Origin of the sequence: Actinomadura keratinilytica (genome assembly GCF_039539665.1) — a bacterium.
Taxonomy (GTDB): domain Bacteria; phylum Actinomycetota; class Actinomycetes; order Streptosporangiales; family Streptosporangiaceae; genus Spirillospora; species Spirillospora keratinilytica.
In genome coordinates, this window is record NZ_BAABDO010000007.1 from 92193 (window position 1) to 117223 (window position 25031).

The window sequence follows — 25031 nt, forward strand, 5'->3', positions numbered from 1 at the left end:
GCCGCATCGGATATAAGCGGTCGGCCGCCCCCGCTCCGCGGCGGGCCGGCCCGGCCCGCTCATCGGCACGGTCGCCAATCCAGCTCGGCTGTCGCCACCGGGCCGGAGTCATCTTGGTCACTGCGCTGCCGGGGATTCATCATGATCCGCCGGGCACGGCACCGCGCAGTAGCCGGATCGTCCTCTGCTCGTCGTCCCCACTCCTCTCTGGGCGACGCGTCGTGTGTTCCCTACGGACTCGGCCGCCGCAGCGGCGGCTTCTCTACGGCGGCTATGACGGCGGCGGTCGGCGCGACGAGGAAGACGGTCGGCTGGCCCGGTCAACACTGCCGATCCCCAGAGTCGGCCTGTTGCGGAAGCACATCACCAGGCCGGCCCGGAGGCGAGCACGAGTGCCAGCGGCGCGGAACACCCTGGCAGGCCCTTCGGTTCGGCAGGCGCAGTACAGGGCATCCGGGCTCGAGCAGTAGGGGCGTGACGACCGCCGTCGGCCGAGCGCGATGACGGGCTCAGTGCGCCGGGCGCACCGTGTCGTCGGCCGCGGCCCTGGGAAGCGCTACCTCTCGCAGGGGCGCTGCTACGGCGCCATGCCGCTCATCCACGGGAGGATGGGGCTCGGTCTGCTCTGTGGGGAGACGAAGCCCGTGTGTGCGGGCGGAGGCTGTGGATGGGGCGGGGCGCAGCAGGGGGGCTTGTCCCCAGGGCGGGGTGTGGCTGTGGATTTCTCCGGCGGTGTGGGACTTGTGTTGCGAGCGTCGCCCGACGGGCGCTAGTGTCTTCGACCGAGCTGGCAGGGCCGTCGGCTTGTGTGCCAGTCCCCCCTCTCCTGAAGGTTGCCGCGGATTCGCGCGGCGTGAAGAGCTCCCCGATCAACATCTGACCGGTCACGCGCACTGTGACTTTTGCACAGGGGTTTTCCCCATGCTCATGCACAGCATGTGGACAACTCTGTGGACAACTCGTGAGAGAGTAGGTCTTCCGCAGCGCCGGGTGTGGTCTTTGGGGCGTCCTCGCGCGCGCGGGGCTGCTGGGCAGTAGGTAACTCCGGGTGACGGAGATTGGGGAGGGACCTTGCGCATGGACGGTCAGGATCTCGCATCGGTCTGGGCCCGCACCCTCACTGCGCTGTCCGAGGGGGAGCTGCCCGCGAGCTACCGTGCGTGGTTGCCGATGGTCCGTCCGCTGGCGTTGGTCGAGGGGACGGCGCTGCTGGCCGCGCCCAACGAGTTCGCCAAGGACGCGTTGGAGACCCGGCTGCGCAGCCTGATCACGCAGGCGTTGTCCCACGAGCTGGGGCGGGAGATCCGCGTCGCGGTGACCGTCCAGCCGGATCCGCCCTCGACGCAGGGGGCGCAACCCGAATCACAGGGCCCGGGGCACAACGAGATGGGGCCGTCGTACGGTGAGCGCCCCTACGGGAGCGAGTCCTACAACGAGGGGCCGTACACCGAACGCGGTCCGTACGGGGGGGCCGACCGTTACTCCGAGTATTCGGAGCAGGGATACGGCGGGCTGCCCCAGAGCGGTCCCGGCGGTTATCCCCCGCCTGGGGATGACGACCGGGGATGGCCCCAGCGTGACAACGACCACTACGCGCCGCGTCCCGCTCCGTACGGGTTGGGGCCGGAGCTTCAGCGCGACCAGCACTTCCCCTACGGCCAGCACGGCGGCTACCCCGGCCAGGGCAGGCCCGGGCCGGGGGGCGGGTCGCGTCCCGGCGACGCGTACGGGCCCGGCGGGCAGGGGCCGCAGGCGGGGCCCGTCGGTCACGGGCATGCCCCGTCCCATCTGAACGACCGCACGCTGGGGGCGCCTCGGCGTGGTCCCGGCGGGGGCCTGGAGGGGCAGCAGCGCGGGGAGGCGCAGAACGGGCGTCAGGACGAGCAGCCCTTCCAGGACGACGAGCAGTCGTCACTGGGGGAGGCCGGCTCCGCCTCCCCTGAGGCGGGGCCCGGGCACGGTCCCATGCCCGGTGGTGGGCCGGTGCCGTCGAACGGGCCCGTCGCGGGTTACACGGGGCCGGCGCCGGGGGGTGTGGGCGAGCACGCCCGGCTGAACCCCAAGTACACGTTCGAGACGTTCGTCATCGGCTCCTCGAACCGCTTCGCGCACGCCGCCGCCGTGGCCGTGGCGGAGCAGCCGGCCAAGGCGTACAACCCGCTGTTCATCTACGGGGACTCGGGGCTGGGCAAGACGCACCTGCTGCACGCCATCGGGCATTACGCGCAGAGCCTGTTCAACGGGGCGCGTGTCCGTTATGTCAGTTCCGAGGAGTTCACCAACGACTTCATCAATTCGATCCGCGACGGCAAGGCCGACGGGTTCCGCCGCCGCTACCGGGATGTGGACATCCTCCTCGTCGACGACATCCAGTTCCTGGAGGGCAAGGAGCAGACGCAGGAGGAGTTCTTCCACACCTTCAACACGCTCCACAACGCCAGCAAGCAGATCGTGATCTCCAGTGATCGTCCGCCCAAAGAGCTGGTGACGCTGGAGGATCGGCTGCGCAACCGGTTCGAGTGGGGGCTGACCACCGACGTGCAGCCGCCGGAGCTGGAGACCCGGATCGCGATCCTGCAGAAGAAGGCGCGCCAGGAGGGCCTGGCGGTGCCGCCGGACGTGCTGGAGTTCATCGCCTCGCAGATCGCCACGAACATCCGGGAGCTGGAGGGCGCGCTGATCCGGGTGACGGCGTTCGCCAGCCTGAACCGGCAGTCGGTGGACATGAAGCTGGCCGAGATCGTCCTGAAGGACCTGATCCCCAACGACACCGGCCCGGAGATCACCGCCGCGATGATCATGGCGCAGACTGTGGAGTACTTCGGGACGACGATCGAGGACCTCTGTGGACCGTCGCGCTCCCGGATGCTGGTGACCGCCCGGCAGATCGCGATGTACCTGTGCCGGGAGCTGACCGACCTGTCGCTGCCCAAGATCGGACAGCAGTTCGGCGGCCGCGACCACACCACCGTGATGCACGCCGAGCGCAAGATCCGGGCCCTGATGGCGGAGCGTCGCGCGATATACAACCAGGTCACGGAGCTGACGGGACGGATCAAGCACCAGGCCCGCCAACGCTGACCGGCGGCCCGCCGGGCGCCTGCGAGCCTCGGCGGGGCGGGGGCGCGGCGGCCGGTGCGGGCGTCGCAAATCGGACGACCAGCCCCTCGATGCGAATCCCCGTTACCCACAGCCTGTGGAAAACCTTGGGGATTCCCGTGGATAACCCCTGGGATAACTTGCGGAGAACCTGAGGACGATGCGTGGACAAGTTGGGGATTGTTGGGGACGGCCGACCGGCCCCCTGGGGATGACCCCGTGGACAACCTGGGGAATTCCTGGGGACGGCCTGGGGACGCGCGTCGCCCGATCTTCCGTCGGACGCCTCGGGGACGCGCGGGGCCGGGACAACCTGGGGAAAACCCGTGGACAACCGGGGGATGAGTTGAGGACGGCGTGTGGGGACAATCCCTTCATCCTCAGGCCGCGCCGTCGTACACAGCCGCCGCACACAGCCGCGGTGGACAAAAATCCCCGCCGCCACCTGGGAAAACGCGGGTTGTCCACACTATCCACGGCCCCTATGACGAGTACTTCCCTATGTACTTCCCAAGAGAAAACTCATCTCAACTCAGGGCCTGGGGATGCCGAGCCCCGGGCGCGCAGTCAGAACGATCTCTTCCACCTCACCCCTAGTCCGAAACCTGCAGGAGGCGGGTACTTGTGAAGTTCCGCATCGACAGAGACGCCCTGGCCGACGCCGTGGCCTGGACGGCACGGACCCTTCCGGTCCGGCCGCCGGTGCCCGTGCTGGCGGGCATGCACATCCAGGCCGCCGACCGGCTGACCCTGTCGGCATTCGACTACGAGGTGTCGGCGCAGGTCAGCACCGACATCGACACCGAGGAGCCGGGCACCGCGCTGGTGTCGGGGCGGCTGCTGGCGGAGATCTCGCGCAGCCTGCCTCCACAGCCTGTGGAGGTGAGCACGGACGGCGCCAAGGTGATGCTGCGCTGCGGCAGCGCGAAGTTCACCCTGCTGACCATGCCGGTGGAGGACTACCCGACGCTGCCGGAGATGCCGCCGGCGGCGGGCTCGGTGGGCAGCGACGAGTTCGCCGCCGCCGTCGGCCAGGTCGCCATCGCCGCGGGCCGGGACGACACGATCCCGATGCTCACCGGCGTCCGGGTGGAGATCGAGGGCGAGACCGTCACGCTGGCCTCCACCGACCGCTACCGGCTGGCCGTGCGGGAGCTGCACTGGAAGCCCGAGCGGCCGGACTTCTCGGCGGTGGCCCTGGTGCCGGCCAAGACCCTAGCCGACACGGCCAAGTCGCTGACCGCGGGCGCCGAGGTGTCGATCGCGCTGGGCGGCGCGGGCGGCACCGGCGAGGGGATGATCGGGTTCGCGGGCGGCGGCCGCCGCACCACCTCCCGGCTGCTGGACGGCGACTTCGTCAAGTACCGCTCGCTGCTGCCGAGCGAGTACGCCGGGCTCGCCGAGGTGCAGACGTCCCCGTTCATCGAGGCGGTCAAGCGCGTGTCGCTGGTGGCCGAGCGCAACACGCCGGTGCGGCTGTCGTTCCGGCAGGGCGAGGTCGTCCTGGAGGCGGGCACCGGCGACGAGGCGCAGGCCGTGGAGGCGCTGGAGGCCACGCTGGAGGGCGAGGACATCGACATCGCCTTCAACCCCGGGTTCCTGCTGGACGGGCTGTCTGCGATCGGCTCGGACGTGGCGAGGCTGTCTTTCACCACGCCGACCAAGCCCGCCGTGCTCACCGGCAAGCCGCCGGAGGAGGGGGCCGACCCCAACTACCGGTACCTGATCATGCCGGTCCGGCTGTCCGGCTGAGCGTTCGGCGGTTCGCTGCGCCTCCGGGCGGCCCGGCCGGCGGCGCCGGAGCGTGGCCGGAGTGACCCGTCGGCCGGTCGGGCCGCGTGCGGCACCGGGGGCGGCGTATCGGTCCGTCTCGCGCAGTCGTAGCCTCACACCCGGAAGAGCAGCGAATCAGTCAGTCCACGCCAGAGCGCGCGAAGGGGCCCAACGCTCGCACGACCGGCGCGTCCCCGGCCGCCGCCCGGTCGTTCGGTGGGCGGTTCGCACGGGACGTGCCACGCCGCCATGGGTTGGGCCCAGGGCACGCGGGCACGGTCATACCGGGACGAACCGCGTCACGGGTCCGAGCACGGGCCGTCGGATGCCTGCCGCGGCCACGGGACGACGTCGGGAGCACGTCCCGGGCCGCGCGGGCCGTCCACCGCCTGTGGACGGAGCGGGCCGCCCGGCCCGGGTGGCCGGGGCCCGCGGACGGGCGGGTGCGGGGCGCGCCGAAGGCGGACGAGCCGAACGCGACAGGGAGAGTTGGAGCATGGAGCTGGGGATCATCGGCCTCGGCAGGATGGGCGGGAACATGGCCGAGCGCCTGCGGCGCGGCGGCCACACGGTCGTCGGCTACGACCGCAACCCCGACCTCAGCGATGTCGGGTCGCTGGAGGAGCTGGTCGAACGGCTCACCCCGCCGCGGGCGGTGTGGGTGATGGTCCCGGCGGGGCAGCCGACCCACGACACCATCCACAGGCTGGGGGAAGTGCTGCAGTCCGGGGACATCGTCGTCGACGGCGGCAACTCGCACTATGTGGACGACCAGCGGCACGGCACGGAGCTGGGCGAGAAGGGCATCGGCTTCCTCGACTGCGGCGTCAGCGGCGGCGTGTGGGGGCTGGAGAACGGCTACGCCCTGATGGTCGGCGGCGACGACGAGCACGTGAAGCGGCTGATGCCGATCTTCGAGACGCTCAAGCCGGAGGGCGAGTACGGCTTCGTGCACGCCGGCCGGATCGGCGCCGGGCACTTCGTCAAGATGGTCCACAACGGCATCGAGTACGCGATGATGCAGGCCTTCGGCGAGGGCTACGAGCTGATCGAGGCCAGCGACATCGTCACCAACGTCCCGGAGACGTTCCGCAGCTGGCAGGAGGGCACGGTCATCCGCTCCTGGCTGCTGGACCTGATGAACCGGGCGCTGGCCGACGACCCGCACCTGGACGAGATCCGCGGCTACGCCCAGGACTCCGGTGAGGGCCGGTGGACGGTGCAGGCCGCCGTCGACCACGCCGTCCCGCTGCCCGCCATCACCGCGTCGCTGTACGCGCGGTTCGCCTCCCGCCAGCAGGACTCCCCCGCGATGAAGGTCGTGGCGGCGCTGCGCAACCAGTTCGGCGGCCACGCCGTGGAGAGCGCCAAGGGCGCCGACTCCCCCGGCGCCGACGTGACACCGCCCGCCGTCTGATCCCCGGACGTATCCCCCGCGCACCCATGGTTGTCCACAGCCCTGTGGACAACCATGGGGCGGCTGTGGGAGACACGCCGTGGCGGACGCGGCCCGCAGGAGGCTCTACGCTCGTGTCCCGTGCACGTCGCCCACCTTTCGCTCCAAGACTTCCGTTCGTACGCCACCGCCGAGGTGGCGCTTGAGCCGGGAGTCAGCGCGTTCGTGGGCCCCAACGGGCAGGGCAAGACCAACCTCGTGGAAGCCGTCGCCTACGTGTCCACCCACGGCAGCCACCGCGTCGCCACGGACGCCCCCCTCGTCAGGCAGGGCGCGCCCCGGGCCATCGTGCGCGCCGGAGTGGTACGGGACGACCGCAAGGCCCTGATCGAGCTGGAGATCAACCCGGGCAAGGCGAACCGGGCCAGGCTCAACCGCGCCCCCGTCCCCAGGCCGCGCGAGATCCTGGGGATGCTGCGGACGGTCCTGTTCGCCCCCGAAGACCTGGCTCTGGTCAAAGGCGACCCTGGGGAGCGGCGCAAGTTCCTGGACGAGCTGCTGACGGCCCGCGCCCCCCGGTTCGCGGGGGTGCGCTCCGACTACGAACGCGTCCTCAAGCAACGCAACGCCCTGTTGAAATCGGCGGCCGCCCACAGGCGCGCCCCGGGCCCCGAGGTCCTGGCCACCCTGGACGTGTGGGACTCCCACCTCGCCCGCACCGGCGCCGAGCTCCTCGCGGCCCGGCTCGACCTCGTCGCCGCGCTGCGCCCGTTCATGGCCCGCGCCTACGAGGCCCTGGCCCCGTCCGGTGGCGCGGCCGGTCTCACCTACAAGTGCTCCTTGGGCGACGTCGAGTTGTCCACAGACCGTGCACAACTGGCCGAGGCGTTGCTCAAGGCGCTGAACGAGACACGCCGCCAGGAACTGGAACGAGGGATCAGCCTCGTCGGCCCGCACCGGGACGAGCTTCTGATCCGGCTGGGGGACCTGCCCGCGCGCGGCTACGCCAGCCACGGCGAGTCCTGGTCGCTGGCCCTGGGACTGCGGCTGGCCGCCTACGAGCTGCTGCGCGCCGACGGCGACGACCCCGTACTGATCTTGGACGATGTGTTCGCCGAGCTCGACGCCGGCCGCCGCAGCCGCCTGGCCGAGATGGTCGCCCCGGCCGAGCAGGTCCTCATCACCGCCGCCGTGCCCGCCGACGTCCCGGACGAGCTGACCGGCGCCTCGTTCGCCGTGTCCGACGGCAAGGTGACCCCGGCATGACGTCCGGACGGGCGCACCGCGGCGGCCCGCAGGGGAGCCGACATGAGCGATCATCCACAGGATGTGCACAACCAGGCGGAGCCGGACGGCGAGAACCCCGCGCCGCCCCCGCAACCGCCGAAGCCCCCCGCCAAGTCGGGGATAGAACTGGCGCGCCAGGCCCTGGCCCAAGCCAAGGCGGATGCCCGTAAGCGCGGCTCGGTGCCGGGACAGGGGGGCGGCCAGCGCAAGGCGCAACGTCCCGTACGGCTGCGGGAGCCGGGGCGGGGCGGCGACCCCAAGGCGTTCGGCGCGGCCATCCGTGAACTGCTGGCCTACCGGGGGTGGGAGCAGCGCGCCGCGGTCGGCGGCGTGTTCGGCAACTGGCCCGGCATCGTCGGCCAGGAACTTGCCGAGCACACCCGTCCCGAACGCTTCGAGGACGGCGAACTGACGGTCGTCGCCGACTCCACCACCTGGGCGACCCAGTTGCGCCTTCTGTCGGCGACCCTCGTCAGGCGCCTGAACGAGGAACTCGGGCACGGGACCGTACGCCGCGTCAAGGTGGTGGGGCCGTCCTCGGGCCCGCGCCGCCCGGGCACCTGGCGCGTCCGCTGACCACCACCGCAGTACCCCCGACGCGCGGCACCGCTGCCTAGGTCTGGAACGCGGCTGGCGGGGTGCGATAAGGCAGCGGTGGTTCGTGCGGTTTCAGTGTGCGGCCGTGCGGTAGGCGCGGGCGCGCATGTGGGCGACGTCGGCGGTGGAGAACGCCCATGCACAAGCCCAGAACGCGGCGGCCGATTCCTTGGTCTCGTCCGGCAGGATCTCGGTGCAAGTAGTCGACGACGGTGTTTGCGCAGATGGCCGCGATCCGAACTGGGACGGTCGCCCGCGGTGCGGGGGACGCATCGGCGGATCGGGCGGCCGGTGGCGTGGTCGCAGCGGCCGGCACGCTGTGGACCCTGGGTGTTCAGCCCCAGCACGTAGGCGATCCGGCCGGACCTTCGCGGCGACGGCCTGAGGTCGGTCGGCTCAACACGTCGGTGCGGCTGTCGCTTGGCGAGGCGAGGTTTGCGGGGCGGCCGCTCTGCGGCGCGTCTTCCACACGTTGCGGCAGTCCTCACCCGTCGGCGGCCGGCGCGTGCTTCCAGCCCGCCAGAATCACATTCTCCGTCCGTAACGGGCGGGCCGCGCGGTGGCGCCCGTCCCGCTGGGGTGTGGCTGGACCTGCGGTAGGTCTGGCAGACGGCGGGGGCGCCTGGGTTGGACGCCTGGCGCGCGGGGGGACGGGACGACGGTGAGGGGCGCGTCCCGGGGCGTGCGGCGTTGTCCACTGCTTGTGGATGGGGCGCGGGTAGGTGTTCGGGGAGGAGCGGATGGGGCCGGGCCCGGGCGCGCTGAGCCGGTGAGGCGGCCTGTGACGAAACCGTGCGGAATCTGTGGCCGAGGCGGTGAACGAGAGGTGGCCCCGGAGACGTCAAAACACGAGCCGAGAGTGTCGGCGGCGGGGGTTAGGTTCGGCCTTGTCGCGGGTCCGGCCCCGCCGTTGGTGCGAGTACCCGCGGGCTCGGCGGGCCGTCCGCCGGACCAGCCCAGGACGGAGGCAGGACCACCCGGTCTCGCCGCATACCGTCGACGGAGGCGCCGACTGCGGCCGAACATGTGTTCGGAACACGTAATGCTCGCATCCGCTGCCAGTTCCCCGTAGGCCAGATGACACCCCCGGCCGAATGGGGGGATGTGTCTCCTCGCCCGCTGGGCCGCCACACGCGCACACAGCGCCCGTGAGTGCCTCTTTTTGTCAGACCAGCCGGTAGAATGGCGGTGGGTTCAGGATGCTGCGCCGTCACGGGTCGCCCGGCTCCCCTCCGACGTATGGAGCACGTGAACGGTCCTGCCGCGCATCGGCCGCCGGTCGATCGGGCCAGGGCCCCGCGATGTGGGTTGGAGAAGGGCGCCCTTACGTGTGTTACGGGGCACACCGCGTTCCCCGCGAGCGCGGGACGGCGAGCGTCCCCGGCAGGAGGATCTCCTTTGGCGTACGACGCTAGTTCGATCACTGTCCTCGAAGGGCTGGAGGCGGTACGCAAACGCCCCGGCATGTACATCGGGACCACCGGTGAACGCGGACTCCATCATCTCGTCTATGAGATCGTCGACAACTCCGTCGACGAGGCCCTCGCCGGCTACGCCGACACCATCGAGGTCACGTTGCTGGCGGACGGCGGCGTCCGCGTCTACGACAACGGCCGCGGCATCCCCGTGGGCGAGCACCCGGTGGAGAAGCGCCCCGCCATCGAGCTGGTGCTCACCACCCTGCACGCGGGAGGCAAGTTCGACGGCAAGTCGTACGCGGTCTCCGGCGGTCTGCACGGTGTCGGCTCGGCGGTGGTGAACGCGCTGTCCACCCGGCTGGAGGCCGAGGTCAGGCGGGACGGGCACGTGTGGCGGCAGGCCTACACCTGGCGCGGTGCCGAGGCGCCGCTGGCCAAGGGCGAGCCGACCGACGAGACCGGCACCACGATCACCTTCTGGCCGGACCCGGAGATCTTCGAGACCACCAAGTGGAACTTCGAGACGCTGTCGCGGCGGATGCAGGAGATGGCCTTCCTCAACCGGGGCCTTTCCATCACGCTGCGGGACGAGCGGCCCGACCACATCAACGGCGAGCCCCACGTCGTCCGCTTCCACTACGAGGGCGGCATCGAGGACTTCGTCCGCTACATCAACAGCAAGAAGGACGCCGTCCACGACTCGGTGATCTACTTCGGCGACGACACCGAGGGCATGTCGGTCGAGATCGCCATGCAGTGGAACTCCTCGTACTCCGAGTCGGTGCACACCTTCGCCAACACGATCAACACGGCCGAGGGCGGTACGCACGAGGAGGGCTTCCGGGCGGCGCTCACCGCGATCGTCAACCGGTACGCCAAGGAGCAGAAGCTCCTGAAGGACAAGGACGACAACCTCACCGGCGAGGACATCCGCGAGGGCCTCACCGCGATCATCTCGATCAAGCTGGCCGATCCGCAGTTCGAGGGGCAGACCAAGACCAAGCTCGGCAACACCGAGGCCCGGTCGTTCGTCCAGAAGGCCTGTCACGAGCACCTGCGCGACTGGTTCGAGCGCAACCCGGGCGAGGCCAAGGAGATCATCAACAAGGCCACCCAGGCGGCGCGGGCCCGCATCGCCGCGCGGCAGGCGCGCGACCTGACCCGCCGCAAGAGCCTGCTGGAGAGCACGTCGCTGCCGGGCAAGCTGGCCGACTGCCAGTCCACCGACCCCAGCCGGTCCGAGCTGTACATCGTGGAGGGCGACTCGGCGGGCGGTTCGGCCAAGGGCGGCCGCAACCCGCACTACCAGGCGATCCTGCCGATCCGCGGCAAGATCCTGAACGTCGAGAAGGCGCGGATCGACAAGATCCTCAAGAACAACGAGGTCCAGGCGATCATCACCGCGCTCGGCACCGGGGTGCACGACGAGTTCGACATCTCCAAGCTGCGGTACCACAAGATCATCCTGATGTCGGACGCCGACGTCGACGGCCACCACATCAACACGCTGCTGCTGACGCTGCTGTTCCGGTTCATGAAGCCGCTCATCGAGGCCGGGCACGTCTACCTCTCCCAGCCGCCGCTCTACAAGATCAAGTGGGACGCCCGCGGCACGGACGTCGACTACGCCTACTCCGACCGGGAGCGCGACGCGATCATCGAGGCGGGCATCGCCGCCGGCAAGCGCGACCCCCGCCCCCGCGACCAGGTGCAGCGCTTCAAGGGTCTGGGCGAGATGAACGCCAACGAGCTGTGGGAGACCACCATGGACCCAGACAACCGCGTCCTGCTCCAGGTCACCCTCGACGACGCCGCCCAGGCCGACGAGCTGTTCAGCGTCCTCATGGGCGAGGACGTCGAACCGCGCCGCGAGTTCATCCAGCGCAACGCCAAGGACGTGCGCTTCCTCGACATCTGATGGTTTCCTCGCCGTCCCTCCGGTCCCGTCCGGGTCCGCCTGCAGAGCCCGCGTCCGGCCGCTCCCACGGCCGGGCCGGTGCCCCGGCCCCCGGCGCGGTGCCGCACGCGGAACGTCCGCGATGGGCGCGTGGCGGCGAGACCCCGCGACCCGCCGCGAACGCAAGCGCGCGCGGCGGCGTGCCCCGGGACGGACGGACGACACAGGGGCCACGAGCCTCGGGGGCAGGCGGCCCCGGGTCGGCGGCGGGCCGGGCGTGCGGGCCGAGCGCCGACCGTACTTCACCCAGTAGAAGAGGTCTTAGACAGTGACGGACGTGACCACCGAAGGCGGGGGGCGGCCAGAGCGGATCGAGCCGGTCGACATCCAGGTCGAGATGCAGCGCAGCTATCTCGACTACGCGATGTCGGTCATCGTGTCCCGCGCGCTGCCCGAAGTCCGCGACGGGCTCAAGCCGGTGCACCGGCGGGTGCTGTACGCGATGTACGACGGCGGCTACCGGCCCGACCGCGGCTACTTCAAGTGCGCCCGCGTCGTCGGCGACGTCATGGGGAACTACCACCCCCACGGCGACTCGGCCATCTACGACGCGCTGGTGCGCCTGGCGCAGCCGTGGGCGATGCGCTACCCGCTCGTCGACGGCAACGGCAACTTCGGCTCGCGCGGCAACGACCCCGCCGCGGCCATGCGGTACACCGAGTGCCGCATGGCGCCGCTGGCGATGGAGCTGCTGCGCGACATCGACAAGGAGACCGTCGACTTCTCCCCCAACTACGACGGTCGCTCGTCCGAGCCGGGCGTGCTGCCGTCCCGCTACCCGAACCTGCTGGTCAACGGGTCGGCGGGCATCGCGGTCGGGATGGCCACCAACATCCCCCCGCACAACCTGCGCGAGGTCGCCGACGGCGTCCAGTGGTACCTGGACAACTACGACGCCGGCGACGAGGAGCTGCTCGAAGCCCTCATCGAGCGGATCAAGGGGCCCGACTTCCCCACCAGCGGCCTGATCGTCGGCCGCAAGGGCATCGAGGACGCCTACCGCACCGGCCGCGGCTCGATCACCATGCGCGCCGTCGTCGAGGTCGAGGAGATCCAGGGCCGCACCTGCCTGGTCGTCACCGAGCTGCCCTACCAGGTCAACCCGGACAACCTCGCGCTCAAGATCGCCGAGCTGGTGAAGGAGGGCAAGCTCGACGGCGTCGCCGACGTCCGCGACGAGACGTCCGGCCGCACCGGCCAGCGCCTGGTGATCGTGCTGAAGCGGGACGCGGTCGCCAAGGTCGTCCTGAACAACCTGTACAAGCACACCCAGCTGCAGGAGACGTTCGGCGCCAACATGCTGGCGCTGGTCGACGGGGTGCCGCGCACGCTGCGCCTCGACCAGTTCGTCCGGCACTGGGTGGCGCACCAGATCGACGTCATCGTCCGCCGCACCCGGTTCCTGCTGCGCAAGGCCGAGGAGCGCGCCCACATCCTGCGCGCCCTGCTCCGCGCGCTGGACCGGATCGAAGAGGTCATCGCGCTGATCCGGCGCTCCCCCTCGGCGCAGGACGCCCAGCAGGGCCTGATGAACCTGCTGGAGATCGACGAGGTCCAGGCGCAGGCCATCCTGGACATGCAGCTGCGCAAGCTGGCCGCCCTGGAGCGCCAGCAGATCACCGACGAGTACGACCGGCTCATGGCCGAGATCGCCGACTACAACGACATCCTCGGCTCGCCCGAGCGGCAGCGCCGGATCGTCGGCGAGGAGCTGGCCCCGATCGTCGAGAAGTACGGCGACGAGCGGCGCACCCAGATCATCCCCTTCGACGGCGACGTGTCCTACGAGGACCTGATCGCCGAGGAGGACGTGGTCGTCACCATCACCCGCGGCGGCTACGCCAAGCGCACCAAGACCGACCTGTACCGCGCGCAGCGGCGGGGCGGCAAGGGCGTGCGCGGCGCGCAGCTCAAGCAGGACGACATCGTCGACCAGTTCTTCGTCACCACCACCCACCACTGGATCCTGTTCTTCACCAACAAGGGCCGGGTGTACCGGGCGAAGGCCTACGAGCTGCCCGACGGCGGCCGCGACTCGCGCGGCCAGCACGTCGCCAACCTGCTGGCCTTCCAGCCGGACGAGCACATCGCCCAGGTCATGGACCTGCGCGACTACGACGTCGCGCCCTACCTGGTGCTGGCCACCAAGCAGGGCAAGGTCAAAAAGTCGCCGCTGCGCGACTTCGACTCGCCCCGCAGCGGCGGCATCATCGCCATCAACCTGGCCGAGGGCGACGAGGTGATCTCCGCCCGGCTGGTGCGGCCCGAGGACGACCTGCTGATGGTCTCGACCGGCGCGCAGGCCATCCGGTTCCGCGCCGACGACGAGTCGCTGCGTCCGATGGGCCGTGCCACCAGCGGCGTCATCGGCATGCGGTTCGACGGCGACCACGAGGTCCTCAACATGCTGGTCGTCCAGGACGACACGCACGACGTCCTGGTGGCCACCGAAGGCGGCTACGCCAAGCGCACTCCTGTGGGCCAATACCCTGTCCAAGGTCGTGGGGGAAAGGGCGTCCTCACCGCTAAGATCGTGCAAACGCGCGGGAGGTTGGTCGGCGCTCTGATGGTCGGCCCGGACGACGAAGTGTTCGCCATGACCTCCAACGGTGGCGTGATCCGTACCAGCGCGGCCGAGGTCAAGCAATCGGGGCGGCAGACCATGGGCGTGCGCCTCATGAACCTCGCCGACGGGGACAGCGTCGTCGCGATCGCGCGGAACGTAGAGTCCATGGAGGACTCGGACGCCGGAAACGGCGGCGAGGAGAGCGAGAGTGAGTGACGTCCGTAGGCCCGCAGCCCAGGAGGAGACGTGAGCACCCAGCCCGGTAAGAGCAAGGGAAAGGCGTCCGGCTCCTCCCCCGGCTCTTCGTCCGGCTCCTCTTCGGCGTCCGGGGGCGGCAAAAAGACCTCGGCCGCCTCGGCGCGGCCCGATCGGGACGAGGCGAAAGTGAACATCCCCGACACGCCGGTGTCCGACGAGACCCGGCCGGACCTGCGCGCCACCAAGGACGACACCAAGATCGCGCCGGTCACGGACGACACGACCGTCGACGGCTGGATCAAGCCCGTCGAGCCGGGCGGTTCGGGGGCCGACCAGCCGGCCGGCCGTCCCGCGGGCTCGGGCTTCACCGGAACCGGCGTCAAGGACCGTAAGGGCTCCGGCACGGGCCCGGCCGCCACGCCGGTGGCCGGGGCCGGTGCGACGCCTGGTGCCCCGCAGGGGGCGGCGCCCGCCGCTCCCGGTGCGCCCGGAGCTCCGCAGGCCGGCGCGCCTGCCGCGGCGGGCCGGCCGACCCGCAAGGCCCAGCTGCAGCTGGCCCGGCTCGAACCGTGGTCGGTCATGAAGTTCAGCTTCATGATGTCGCTGGTCTGCTTCATCGTCCTGCTGGTCGCGGTGGTCGTCCTGTACGTGATCCTGTCCGGCCTGGGCGTGTTCTCGGCGATCAGCGACACGGTCAACGACCTGACCCGCCAGCAGGGCGAGACGAGCGGCGGCCTGGACGCCGGCAGCTGGTTCTCCTTCACCCGCGTCTTCACCTACACGCTGCTGGTCGGCGCGCTGAACGTGCTGCTGGTCACCGCCCTGTCCACGGTCGGCTCGGTCATCTACAACCTGGTCGCCGATCTGGTGGGAGGCGTGGAGGTCACCCTCAAGGAGGCCGAGTAGCGTCGGGGTCCGCCGTCCGCCGAACTGATTACCGGTCGCGCCGCGCGATGGGGTAGTCTCTCGGTACGCCGCACGGACGGCGACCCCCTCGGGCGTATAGCTCAGTCGGTTAGAGCGCATCCCTGATAAGGATGAGGTCGATGGTTCAAGTCCATCTACGCCCACCAGCTCAAAGCCCCCGCCGGAATCCCGACGGGGGCTTTTGACAGCAACGGTGACAGCAACGACTCAGCTTTCCGCCGTCCCGAACAACTCCCCTGCGATCTTGCCGAGCCCCGACCGGTGATCCTCGTTGTCGCCGTGCGTGTAGATCTCCAGCGTCACGGCGATGCGCGCGTGACCGAGGATCTCTTTCGCGTCGCTCGGGGGGACGCCGAGCCGCTTGAGCAGTGACGCCGTAGTGTGCCGAAGGTCGTGCAGGCGGATTCGCCGGAGCCCCGCGCGAGTGCAGATGCGTTCGAAGGTGCGAGCCAGGTTGCGCGGTTCGATCGGGCGGCCCGTCCGAGTGGTGAAGACCAGGCCGGTTTCCTGCCAATCCTCGCCCGCCCTGCGCTTGGCCTGCATCTGCTGTCCGGCCAGGTCGATGAACGCTTCCCGGACGATCGGCAGCATGGGCAGGTCCCTCCGCCCGGCTTCCGTCTTGACCACGGTCCGGGTGAGCTGACCGTCTACCCGCTGCAACTGCCAGCGGACCCCGATCACGTCGTCATCCATGTCCAGGTCATCCCAGCCCAGCCCGAGCACCTCACCCCGCCGCAGCCCGTACACGAGCATCAGGACGAACGCCGGGTACAGCGGATCATCCCGAGCAGCAGCGAGGAAGGCCCGCGCTTCGTCCACCGTCCACGGCTTGATCTTCTGCGACGGCACCGGGGGAAGCGTGGTCAGGCGGGCGACGTTCACCGTCACCAGTTCCTCACGCATAGCACGGGTTAGCGCCGCGCCCAGGACCATGCGCATGATGTGGACCTGTGCCACAGAGTGACCGGCCTTGATCTGCCCGTTGAGGAACGCCTGTACTTTGGCGACGCGGAGACGGTCTAGACGCTGTTTGCCGAGACCCGGCTTGAGATACAGCCGCACCGTCTGTTCATACTTCTTGTAGGTGTTCCATCGCTTGGCGGGGCGTACGACGTGCTCAAGCCAGTAGTCGAGGTAATCGCCCAGCTTCCACGGCTTGTCAGCGACCGGGATACCCCGACTCGACTTCTGCTGAGCTTCGACGATCTTCTTGTGCACATCCTCGCGAGCCCTGCCGTATACGGTGATGCGCTTGAAGGTGCCTTCCGTCGTCAGGACGTACACCTCACCCGCCCAACGGCCGTCTTTCCGCTGAAAGATCGTGCCCTCACCGTTCGGGCGCCGCTTGTTGGTCTTACGCTCCGCCATCAGGCCGCGTCCTCTCTGAGCTGTGCGATGAATGCGTCGAGGGCATCGGCAGGCACACGGCGAGCCCGACCGATCGTGATGGACTCCAGTTCGCCGGAACGGATCAGGTCATAGACCTTGAACCGACTCAGCCGCAGCGCCGACATGACCTCGGGAACGGTCAGTAGCTTCGGTTCCGGCAGCGCCGACACACTCCCCATCACGCAGCCTCCGCAGTTGCCGAAAGTTCGGTCAGTGCCTCGTTGAGCTGTCGCCGCCGGGTGACGCGTTCATCGATCAGCAGCAGCAGCCGATGGTGAGCGGGTTTGACGTCCGGATCACCAGGCCCAGCGCGTTCCCACAGGAACCGGCGATCACCGGCCGCCGGCCCCGTTGCCGAAATCCCGGCCTCAGCCAGACGCGCGAGCACCCAAGCCACGCGGTCGGCCTTGTGGTCGGCCAGGGTCTTGCCGGACCACTTGCGCGAGACCAGGACACGGCGTCCGCCGTAGCCCAGGTGTTCGCGTCGGTGCGCTTTGCCCTTGCAGAAGCCCGGGACCAGGCCGCGCCGGGGGTTCTTGGGCTGGACGCCGTAGCGCAGCCAGTTCGCGCACGTCGGCGAGCACGGCTCATAGCGCAGTTCCTCGGCCAGCCGTTCGACGTGGGCACGCTGACGGTCGGTCTCGGCTTGGTGGCATTCGCTGATGCTCTTGGTGAGGTACTTGGTGAGGTAGTGGCGGATGCGCCGGTTGGCCTCAGGGGTTCCGGCCATGACGCCCTGTGCGTCGATCTGCCGCCCGAACCGCACCACGTGCAGGGGTTGCGCGTCGTCGTCCTGGTCGAGGGCGTCAAGCGCGTCATCCCAGGTCGGCAGTACTTCCCCGGTGCGAGGATCAACGTAGGTGCCGCCGGAGCCGTCCGGGGATTCGTGCCAGACCGGCAGATTCTCCCCGGAGTAGACGACGCGATCGGTCGGGGGCCACCACACCTGGTGATAGGTCGCGGCCACGACTTGGCGCAATTCGGCGCGGGAGATCGTCCCGCGAATCGCCATGTGCAGGTGGGGAGCGAGCCGCCGTTGCGGTTCCACGGTCGCGAAGTACTGCACGTCGAAACCGACGAACCGGCGAAGGTTCTGCACGAACCGATCGATGAGCTTGCCGAAGTGGATCGCGTCCCGGGCGGCCCGCCGGTAATCGTAGGTGGCCGGATCAACGGGCGTCCCGTCGCTGTTGACGCGGCCGTAGGAGTCCAGGGTGAGCGTCAGGAACAGCGACGGCCGGAACGTGGTCCCGTCGCGTCCGGTGTAGACCTTGCCGACCGTGCGAGCGTCCACCGGCCGACGAGGAAGGTCGGCCACGTCCTGACGCCGCCGCGTGGAACGGGTACGCCGCTTGGTCTGCTCACCGTCCCCGGCCGTCTTGAGGCTGCCCGCCACCCCGGAACGCGCGATCTCGTGGTCGAGTTCGCCGATGAGCCGATCCCAGAAGGCCACATCCTCACCCAGGGCCGTACCGTCGTCGGCCGCCTGGTCGCGGCGCGCCTGTGCCTGCGCTCGCAGCTCGACAAGGTGACGTTGTTCGGCGTCCGGGTCGGCCCGCTCAATGACCGGTTCACGGTCCAGGTGCCAGCCCTCGCGGCATTGCTGGGCACGTAGCCGCCGCTTGCTTTCCGCGCACGGTGGACACACCGAGGCCAGGGTGTGACCGCAGGGCACGGAGACGATCTGTGTCTCACCGGTCTCCAGGTCGACCCGCCGCATCGGGACGGGCCGGATGCACACGCCATGTTCGATGGCGACCGCTTCCACGACTTGAGGAGCCAGCGGAGGCAACGTCTTGACCGGCACATCAGCGGGAGGCGTGTCCGGCCCTTGCCCGAACAGGGGGAGTGTTCCGGTCACGCCGCCTCCGATCCGGTCTCGCCGTCCGGGGAGCCCAGGGCCATCACGACCATCGCGTCGATGTCGTCGTCGGAGACGTAGCCCGCCCGCACCCGCACCGGGTCAGGGGAGGTCTCCAGCCGGACGAACCCCACCCCGGCACCGATCCGGGGAATCGGGCTGATCTTGTCGGCGTAGGCGCCACGGTCGCGGGACCCGTCGCCCAGCACCATGTCAACCTGTTCGTCCTCGTCGAGGCGCAGCGCTATCCGGGTGGGGAACAGGTTGCGCAGGTTGTTGACCTCTTTGCGTGCGTCCTGCTGCGCCCCGATCACGCAGTACCCGACCGACCGGCCCTGTGAGGTGAGGATGGCAAGCGCCGACTCCGCCCGCCGCCGCAGATCCTTGGACGGGCAGTAGGCCGTCAGGAACGCCAGCTCATCCACGATCACGACCCGGAACGGGTACTCGTGGCTCGCGGTGAAGGACCGGACCTTGCCCGCGAACTGTGCGGCCCGGGTGTTCATGTCCCGCGCGGCCGCCTCCAGCAGCTCCACCATGCCGCCGTCCGGGTCATCGGAGTACCGGCCGTAGCGTTCGAACAGCGCCCGCCCATAGGACAACTCCATGCGCTTGGGATCGATCGCCCACACCTCCACCAGGCCCGCGCGCATCAGCGGCAGCAGCGCCCGCACGATGGACCACAGCACCGACCCCTTACCGGCCCCGGTGGCCCCGGCGACCAGCACATGCGTTCCCAGCAGCCGCAGCCGCCACGGCCCGCCATCCTCACACCGCCCGATCACCACCCCCGTCAGGTCCACCGCCGCCGGATCCTCGCAGAGGGGCAGCGCGGGAATCGGGGTAGCGAGTGCGTCTTTGCGGACGAACTCCAGCCAGACACGGCCCGGACGATCACCGCCCCGGACGCGGCACAGGGTTGCGCCGAACCCGTGCGCCAGGTTCGCCGTCACCGCCTCCCAGGCATCGGGAGCCTGCCCCTTGAGCATCCGCACCAGGACGCGATCCGTGGTCGGCCCGGACCGCACCTTGACGATCGCAGGCAGGTACTCACGCCGCTTATGCGTGCGCGACAGACCCGCCGTCACCATGACCGGTTGCCAGTCGCGCCGGTACACGCGCACCAGGCGCCAGCGGGACAGGACCGGCCAGCCGACCCACCGCAGGAACGAGGCACGGTCGGCCGCCCACCAGCCGCCCAGGCCCGCCCCCGCCATCACCACCAGCCCCACCGGCAGACGCCAGCCGTACCGCTGACCGAGCCAGGCCAGGCCACCGGCCAACGACAACGGGACGATGTTGCGCACCACGAACGCCACCAGGGCCAGCACGCCCCGCAGCGCGTTGACGAGCAGCACCAGGCCCTCAGGCATGTGCCACACCGGAGGCGCCCACTTGGGCGGCGCGAACGGATCGCCCGACGCCTCCACCGCGACGTTCTCACCAGGCCCGAGCTTGCGGAACTCCCATGCCATGATGGATCACCTCTTCTCCGAGCAGGTCAGAAGGGGAGAGACAGGGGCGGCCGGAGGTACCAGCTCCAGCCGCCCCGCCTTACTGGTCAGGCCGCCGGCGAATCGGACACCACGGCCCGCTGCGCCGCCGCGTGCAACCGCTCGACCTCGGCCGCGTAGACGGCGAACGACTCGGCGAGCTTGCGCGCCACCCGCACGTCCTCCGCCGTCGGTGCCTCCGGGGCCGCCGGACCGATGAGGACGTGCGCGGCGGCGTGCGACACCGAGATCTGCGCCCGATCACGGCCCGTGGGGCACACGACGCTCATGTCGTCGTCCGGGCGCAGGCTCACCGAGATCCGCGACGTGCCGTCCGGGTCGACCACGACCGTGGTGTAGCTGTAGGCGTCGCTCATGCCGCACGCCCCTTACCCGACCCGCCCGCCGACCGCGACGACGAGCGAGCGCCGTACCGCCGTTCGACCTCGGCCGCATACGCCGACGCCTGATCGGCCAGCCGCCGCGCGAACTCCACATCACCAGCCGTCAGCCGCTCCGGCAGCACCAGGCGGACCACCAGCCGACCCGCCGCCACCGTGAACACCGGGGAGGAGTCGCGGAACGGCCGGAACGAAGCGCGTGCCGTCATGTCGACCGGCAGGGTGACCGCCGCCGCGCGTCCGCCGTTCATCCGGCCGCCCATCAGGCCGCGTCCTTGCCCGCAGCAGCCGGACGAGCCTTGCCGCCGCCGATACCGGCCGCCCGGACACCCGTCGCGCGGAAGGAGTACGCCACCCGGGTACGCGGTTCGCCGTTGGGCATCCGCCCCGTGACCTCCACCCACGGCGTCACCGTGAGCCCGTCGAACTCGATCGGCCGGAACGGCCCGAACGCCGGTTCCGGCAGCACCGGACACACCGACGCCGCGATCTTCACCCGGATCGCCGACGCCTTGTGACCCGCCTCCGGGTCAGCGTCGTACACGTCCACCACCCACACCGGCAGACCCGTGTCCTTGTCGGTCTCCTGACGCTTGGTGTCGAAGTTCTCCAGCGGTTCCGCCGGACCCGTCGCGTACACCCCGTGCGGGAACACGTCCCCGAAGCTCACGGGGATCCGACCCTGAATCGCCATGCGCGACCGCCTCCCTTGTCGATCCTCTTCTTGGCTACTTGTAGGATCAAGTTGCCTGACTCGAAGATACGTGATCAAGCGTGGATCGCAAGAGGGGCGAGCTGACGAATCAGAGTGATCTAGATCACATCAAATTGGGTAACTGTCGGTCAGCTCATGCAGCGACCCCGGTAGCGCCACCTCCGCGACCAGGACCGTCCGGCCGGTGGAGTCCAGCACCGAGCCCACCACCGACAGCACCGGTTCACCCGGCGCCAACTCCAAGAGCTTCGCCTCGTCGTCGGAGGCGCGCCGCGCGCTGATCGTCTCCATGACGCGGACCAGGCGTCCCGCCGCCGCCATGGTCAGCAGCCGCCGGACCGGCACCGTCAACGGGTCCGGTTGGCCAAGGGGTCCCTTGCTCGCGATGTCCAGCGGAGCCCACAGCGACACAAGGTCACTGATCACGCCCTCATGAACGCCGAGGTAGCGCCGCAGCACGACCGGCGCGTTCTTGGCCAGGCCCAAGCGCGCCGCCACCCAGCCAGGAGCAGACCGCCGCCCCGCCTCCACCAGCCGGACCGAATCCGCGTCTTCCTGGCGGTCCAGCACCGCCAGGCCCAGCCGGGGGCGATCCTCCGACTCCCCCGAGGGAGGCGACTTCACGAACGAGCCGCGTCCGTGCTCGCGCTCGATCCAGCCGAGCAACTCAAGATCATTGAGCGCCCGCACCACCGTAGAACGCGCCACCGAGAACTCTCGGACCAACGCAGCCTCAGACGGCAGACGCTCGCCAACCGGATAGGTACCGTCCTGAATGCGCTTCTGGAGAACTTCCAGAACCCGCAGATACTTAGGAGTGTGATCATCCGACATCGCGGCCTGCCAACAGCTTGACGACACAAGTAGCCAAGAGGTTAGCCGCCGGTCCGCAGGCTGTCACTCCTCCCGGACGCCCACCACCAGGACCAAAACGACGAACCCCCCGGAAGGTCCCGCCCGAGCCACCGGAGCCGCTTCCTTCCAGGGGTTCCCCAAGGCCGTGCCTGCCCGGACGGCCCTAGGCTCTTTCAGGCACCCTCCAGTCATCCGGGTCGATTCCCGCACGCAGAAACGTTCGCTTGATCTCCGCCTCAGCACCGACGCCGATACCGCGAATGTCGAGCAGTTCACCACTGCGCAGCAGCCGCAGCAGGTCACCGACCGTCCGGCAGTCGCTCCCCCGGCGCAGCCGCTTCGCCGCCCGAACCGGCAGATCCAGGCACGCCAGCGGACAGTCCAGGGAGACCACGCCCTCAGGATGTCGATGAGTGACCAGACCGGCCGGGTGCTCGTTGTCCGGCAGCCTGGCCACCCGGCCGGCCTCCTCCAGCAGCCGCACCAGATCACCCACGGTGCGCAACCCCAGGCACGACACCGGACACGCCAACGTCACCCCCACATGCCCCGCCACGTGCGCGCCGACATGCCCGGAGCCGCCTACGGCAGCGCCACCCAGTTCCGAGGCCACGGCCAACCCGCCGGATTCAGGATCGCTCCCCGCAACTCCGCAAGGTCGACCGCTTCCACCAGCCGCCACCGCGGCCCGATCGGGACCATCGCCCACCAGGTGCCCGTCCTCTTCCCGTACCACGCCGGTACCTCCGGAAAGTCCTGCCTGATCAGTGCCAGCAGCCGCCCATCCGCATCGGACAGCGACACCCGGCACGGCTGCTCACCCGTCATCACGCACCCCGCCGTGTGACGCCGCGTCAGCGGAGGAGGGCACCTCCAGGACTTTCGCGATCCGTTCAGCCGCCGTCGCGGCATCGGTCGCGGGACACAACGGCTCCAAGTCCGGGGGAGACTGCCGGGTCGGCCCCGCCCACGCCCAGTACCACCACGGCGCCCCGCCGTCATCAGGGTTGCGGAGGCACTGCACCTCCTGCCGCAGGCCCGGACTCACCCGCGCGTAAGGGTCGCTGCGATCAGGCTCCCCGGCCGGGTTGAGCACGCGCACCACACCACCCCGGTACACCGCGCCCACCAGGCCCCGCGCTTGCAGCTCCTCCACCAGCGCCGTCACCAGTTCGGCCACCGGCCGATGCCGCGCCGCATCGTTCATCGCTCCGCCTCCCTGGATTGGAAGCGGGACCGGCGACGCGGGAACGACCCCCACCCCGCGCAGCCTGGGGGTTGGGCCGGGTACTGCCCGCCCACACCACGCCGCCGGCCCCGCAGCTCATCACGCCACCTCGGGCCGAGCGGAAGAGGTACAGCGCTCGCAGCGAACCCGCCGACGACTTGGCCAAAGGCCCGCATCGGATGGCCTGAACAGCAGGTACCGCCGGGGGGAAGCCCACTTCCACCCACGCCCGTTGCACGAAGGGCACTGGTCAACGCTGCTCGTCTGCGGCTCTTGCCTCACCGTGGTGTTGCTCCTCATCAGCCCGACTCGGTGAACGTGGGCATCCATGCTGAGGAATCGGAAGCGCAGAACCGATATGCAGGGCGTATATCGCCGTCGTATCTTCGTGGGGTGACTGATCGGCAACCCTGGGATGATCCGCGTCTACGTGCCGCATGGGCTAGTGGAGACTGGGCCGCGATCTTCCGTGAGTACATGCGGGCGGCTCGCCTTACTCAACGCCAGCTAGAGCCGCTAGTAGGGATGGCTCAGCCGTACATCTCCAATGTGGTGCGCGGGAAGACGCGGATCACGTCAGCCGAGGTCATCGATCGCATCACACAGGGGCTCAAAGTGCCGGAAGAGTTGCGCGGAGTACCAGCGAACGAGCAGGAGCTGTCAGCATGGCAGCCGCCCGCAGAACTACGCGAGCGCATCGCACACGCGCACACGACCCGCCGCGTCGACATGCGCCTAGCGAACTGGATCACCGAAGTACTAGCTACCCACCGCCGCGCCGAAGACGTAGTAGGCGGGCGCGAGCTATGGCCCGTCGTCCGAAGCCAACTCGACTCAGTGACCCGTCTCCTCCCCGACGCATCAGGCGAGGCAGCCGACCGACTTCTGACCCTTGCCGCCGAACACGCGCACTGGTTGTCTTGGGTCGCCGCCCAGGAGGAGAAGACTGGACCAGCCCTTACCTGGTTGGATCTCGCGCACGGTTGGGCCATCGAAGCGGGAGCTGTCGACCTGATCTCATGGGTCACAAGGGTCCGGTCGTACTACGCGCTCACCCGCCAGGACCCCGTCCGAGCCCTACGCATTGCCGAAACAGCGCGACAGGCACCGCGGCCACTCTCCCCGGCCGCCGCCGCCATCGCAGCACACGCCGAAGGCATGGCAGCCGCAGCAGTCGGAGAACGAGACCGCGCCCGACGCTTGGGCGACGAGGCACTAGATCTCGCGTTGCAGGTTCCCGACGACGCCGACCGCCCCGGTTGGCTCTACTGGCTTGACCCCGTACGCGCAGAGCTGCAACGCGCTGATATGGCCTATGCCGTTCGAGACTGGAGAGACGCCGCCGAACGGTACGCCCAGAACCTTGACCGACTGAGCGACTACCCCCGTGACCATGCGTACTACTCGGCCAGGTTCAGAGACGCACGCAACCGCATGTGACCCCTAGCTCTTGAGCAATTCCGCGTCCGTCGGTACGGCGTGTTCCCCGATGCGCTCATGGACGGCAGCCCAGATCATTTCGATGATCGCTTGTTCTTCCAGCCCATCCGTCTCTAGCTCCAGCTCGCACGTCTCCGTGCGGGGAGGTTCCAGGCCGAACATGCCGCTACCGTCGTTCACGGCGTATGTGACCTTCCAGGTCTGCACAGTTACTCCCTCATCATGCGTTCCACAGCGAGCCCTCACGCAGGCCGAGGGCATCAGCAGCCCCACGCTAGCAACGCCATCCGACGCAGACGCCAGCCGCCAAGCTGCTACGACGTACCGCCTGTGATCGTTGCCGAATTCCGCTTTTAGGGATCAAGGGCGGCGCCGCTCGCGCCGCCGCACCGGCCCCGCGCCCACGCCGCCCGGAGCGTGCGGCGTGGGCG

20 protein-coding genes and 1 tRNA gene are annotated in these 25031 nt (G+C 69.7%); 10 read left to right on the forward strand and 11 right to left on the reverse strand.

The window, feature by feature from the left end:
- Positions 1-1077: 1077 nt before the first annotated feature.
- From dnaA to ABD879_RS04325, 9 genes are all read left to right on the forward strand, one after another.
- Positions 1078-3081 carry a chromosomal replication initiator protein DnaA gene (gene dnaA / locus ABD879_RS04285; protein ID WP_345017612.1) on the forward strand — a complete coding sequence of 668 codons (2004 nt, stop codon included), beginning with the start codon at positions 1078-1080 and terminating at the stop codon, positions 3079-3081.
- 642 nt (positions 3082-3723) lie between these two features.
- Positions 3724-4851, forward strand: a complete 1128-nt coding sequence (dnaN, locus tag ABD879_RS04290) for a DNA polymerase III subunit beta (RefSeq protein WP_345017614.1) — start codon at positions 3724-3726, stop codon at positions 4849-4851.
- Positions 4852-5197: 346 nt separating this feature from the next.
- Positions 5198-6289, forward strand: coding sequence for a phosphogluconate dehydrogenase (NAD(+)-dependent, decarboxylating) (gene gnd, locus ABD879_RS04295; RefSeq protein WP_345017616.1), 1092 nt, complete (start codon positions 5198-5200; stop codon positions 6287-6289).
- A 120-nt stretch (positions 6290-6409) separates the two neighbouring features.
- On the forward strand, positions 6410-7534 hold the full coding sequence (gene recF, locus ABD879_RS04300; RefSeq protein ID WP_345017618.1) for a DNA replication/repair protein RecF: 1125 nt from the start codon (positions 6410-6412) through the stop codon (positions 7532-7534).
- 42 nt (positions 7535-7576) lie between these two features.
- Complete coding sequence (locus tag ABD879_RS04305; RefSeq protein ID WP_345017620.1) at positions 7577-8131, forward strand: DciA family protein; 555 nt, start codon at positions 7577-7579, stop codon at positions 8129-8131.
- Between the two features lie 1419 nt (positions 8132-9550).
- A complete protein-coding gene (gene gyrB / locus ABD879_RS04310) occupies positions 9551-11488 on the forward strand; it encodes a DNA topoisomerase (ATP-hydrolyzing) subunit B (RefSeq protein ID WP_345017622.1) in 1938 nt (645 codons plus the stop codon).
- A 307-nt stretch (positions 11489-11795) separates the two neighbouring features.
- A complete protein-coding gene (gyrA, locus tag ABD879_RS04315; RefSeq protein ID WP_345017624.1) occupies positions 11796-14309 on the forward strand; it encodes a DNA gyrase subunit A in 2514 nt (837 codons plus the stop codon).
- Between the two features lie 30 nt (positions 14310-14339).
- Positions 14340-15197: a DUF3566 domain-containing protein gene (locus ABD879_RS04320; protein WP_345017626.1), complete on the forward strand. Its 858-nt coding sequence runs from the start codon at positions 14340-14342 to the stop codon at positions 15195-15197.
- A gap of 90 nt (positions 15198-15287) precedes the next feature.
- Positions 15288-15364, forward strand: a tRNA-Ile gene (locus tag ABD879_RS04325).
- A gap of 61 nt (positions 15365-15425) precedes the next feature.
- Here ABD879_RS04325 and ABD879_RS04330 read toward each other — a convergent pair.
- The 10 genes from ABD879_RS04330 to ABD879_RS04375 all read right to left on the reverse strand — a co-directional run bounded on the left by ABD879_RS04330 (position 15426) and on the right by ABD879_RS04375 (position 23139).
- On the reverse strand, positions 15426-16586 hold the full coding sequence (locus ABD879_RS04330) for a tyrosine-type recombinase/integrase (protein WP_345017628.1): 1161 nt from the start codon (positions 16584-16586) through the stop codon (positions 15426-15428).
- Positions 16586-16777: a helix-turn-helix domain-containing protein gene (locus ABD879_RS04335; protein ID WP_345017630.1), complete on the reverse strand. Its 192-nt coding sequence runs from the start codon at positions 16775-16777 to the stop codon at positions 16586-16588. Before ABD879_RS04335 ends, ABD879_RS04330 begins: the two co-directional genes overlap by 1 nt.
- Positions 16778-16785: 8 nt before the next feature.
- Positions 16786-18375, reverse strand: coding sequence for a replication initiator (locus ABD879_RS04340; protein WP_345017632.1), 1590 nt, complete (start codon positions 18373-18375; stop codon positions 16786-16788).
- Positions 18376-18464: 89 nt separating this feature from the next.
- The gene (locus ABD879_RS04345) at positions 18465-19943 is read right to left on the reverse strand and encodes an FtsK/SpoIIIE domain-containing protein (protein ID WP_345017634.1); all 1479 of its coding nucleotides are present in this window, start codon (positions 19941-19943) and stop codon (positions 18465-18467) included.
- Between the two features lie 86 nt (positions 19944-20029).
- Positions 20030-20338 (reverse strand): hypothetical protein, encoded by a 309-nt coding sequence (locus tag ABD879_RS04350; RefSeq protein ID WP_345017636.1) that lies wholly within the window; start codon positions 20336-20338, stop codon positions 20030-20032.
- Complete coding sequence (locus ABD879_RS04355) at positions 20335-20625, reverse strand: hypothetical protein (RefSeq protein WP_345017638.1); 291 nt, start codon at positions 20623-20625, stop codon at positions 20335-20337. The genes ABD879_RS04350 and ABD879_RS04355 overlap by 4 nt, the downstream gene beginning before the upstream one ends.
- Positions 20625-21056 carry a plasmid replication, integration and excision activator gene (locus ABD879_RS04360; RefSeq protein WP_345017640.1) on the reverse strand — a complete coding sequence of 144 codons (432 nt, stop codon included), beginning with the start codon at positions 21054-21056 and terminating at the stop codon, positions 20625-20627. The genes ABD879_RS04355 and ABD879_RS04360 overlap by 1 nt, the downstream gene beginning before the upstream one ends.
- A 129-nt stretch (positions 21057-21185) precedes the next feature.
- Positions 21186-21911, reverse strand: coding sequence for a GntR family transcriptional regulator (locus tag ABD879_RS04365; protein WP_345017642.1), 726 nt, complete (start codon positions 21909-21911; stop codon positions 21186-21188).
- Between the two features lie 184 nt (positions 21912-22095).
- Positions 22096-22428: a DNA-directed RNA polymerase subunit alpha C-terminal domain-containing protein gene (locus ABD879_RS04370; RefSeq protein ID WP_345017644.1), complete on the reverse strand. Its 333-nt coding sequence runs from the start codon at positions 22426-22428 to the stop codon at positions 22096-22098.
- 321 nt (positions 22429-22749) lie between these two features.
- The gene (locus ABD879_RS04375; RefSeq protein WP_345017645.1) at positions 22750-23139 is read right to left on the reverse strand and encodes an NADPH-dependent FMN reductase family protein; all 390 of its coding nucleotides are present in this window, start codon (positions 23137-23139) and stop codon (positions 22750-22752) included.
- Between ABD879_RS04375 and ABD879_RS33110 the strand changes: the two genes are divergently transcribed.
- A complete protein-coding gene (locus tag ABD879_RS33110; RefSeq protein ID WP_486303739.1) occupies positions 23119-24600 on the forward strand; it encodes an NsdA family TPR-like regulatory protein in 1482 nt (493 codons plus the stop codon). The genes ABD879_RS04375 and ABD879_RS33110 overlap by 21 nt on opposite strands.
- A gap of 3 nt (positions 24601-24603) precedes the next feature.
- Here the strand turns inward: ABD879_RS33110 and ABD879_RS04385 are convergent, their stop codons facing one another.
- The gene (locus ABD879_RS04385; RefSeq protein WP_345017647.1) at positions 24604-24807 is read right to left on the reverse strand and encodes a hypothetical protein; all 204 of its coding nucleotides are present in this window, start codon (positions 24805-24807) and stop codon (positions 24604-24606) included.
- Between the last annotated feature and the right edge of the window lie 224 nt (positions 24808-25031).

What these genes read in the sequence shown, in the direction of transcription:
- dnaA (WP_345017612.1), top strand. Translation starts at nt 1,078, where the DNA reads ATGGACGGTCAGGATCTCGCATCGGTCTGGGCCCGCACCCTCACTGCG.
- gnd (WP_345017616.1), top strand. Translation starts at nt 5,198, where the DNA reads ATGCCTGCCGCGGCCACGGGACGACGTCGGGAGCACGTCCCGGGCCGC.
- ABD879_RS04305 (WP_345017620.1), top strand. Translation starts at nt 7,577, where the DNA reads ATGAGCGATCATCCACAGGATGTGCACAACCAGGCGGAGCCGGACGGC.
- ABD879_RS04330 (WP_345017628.1), bottom strand. Translation starts at nt 16,586, where the DNA reads ATGGCGGAGCGTAAGACCAACAAGCGGCGCCCGAACGGTGAGGGCACG.
- ABD879_RS04345 (WP_345017634.1), bottom strand. Translation starts at nt 19,943, where the DNA reads ATGGCATGGGAGTTCCGCAAGCTCGGGCCTGGTGAGAACGTCGCGGTG.
- ABD879_RS04350 (WP_345017636.1), bottom strand. Translation starts at nt 20,338, where the DNA reads ATGAGCGACGCCTACAGCTACACCACGGTCGTGGTCGACCCGGACGGC.
- ABD879_RS04355 (WP_345017638.1), bottom strand. Translation starts at nt 20,625, where the DNA reads ATGGGCGGCCGGATGAACGGCGGACGCGCGGCGGCGGTCACCCTGCCG.
- ABD879_RS04360 (WP_345017640.1), bottom strand. Translation starts at nt 21,056, where the DNA reads ATGGCGATTCAGGGTCGGATCCCCGTGAGCTTCGGGGACGTGTTCCCG.
- ABD879_RS04365 (WP_345017642.1), bottom strand. Translation starts at nt 21,911, where the DNA reads ATGTCGGATGATCACACTCCTAAGTATCTGCGGGTTCTGGAAGTTCTC.
- ABD879_RS33110 (WP_486303739.1), top strand. Translation starts at nt 23,119, where the DNA reads ATGCCGCGCCGCATCGTTCATCGCTCCGCCTCCCTGGATTGGAAGCGG.
- ABD879_RS04375 (WP_345017645.1), bottom strand. Translation starts at nt 23,139, where the DNA reads ATGAACGATGCGGCGCGGCATCGGCCGGTGGCCGAACTGGTGACGGCG.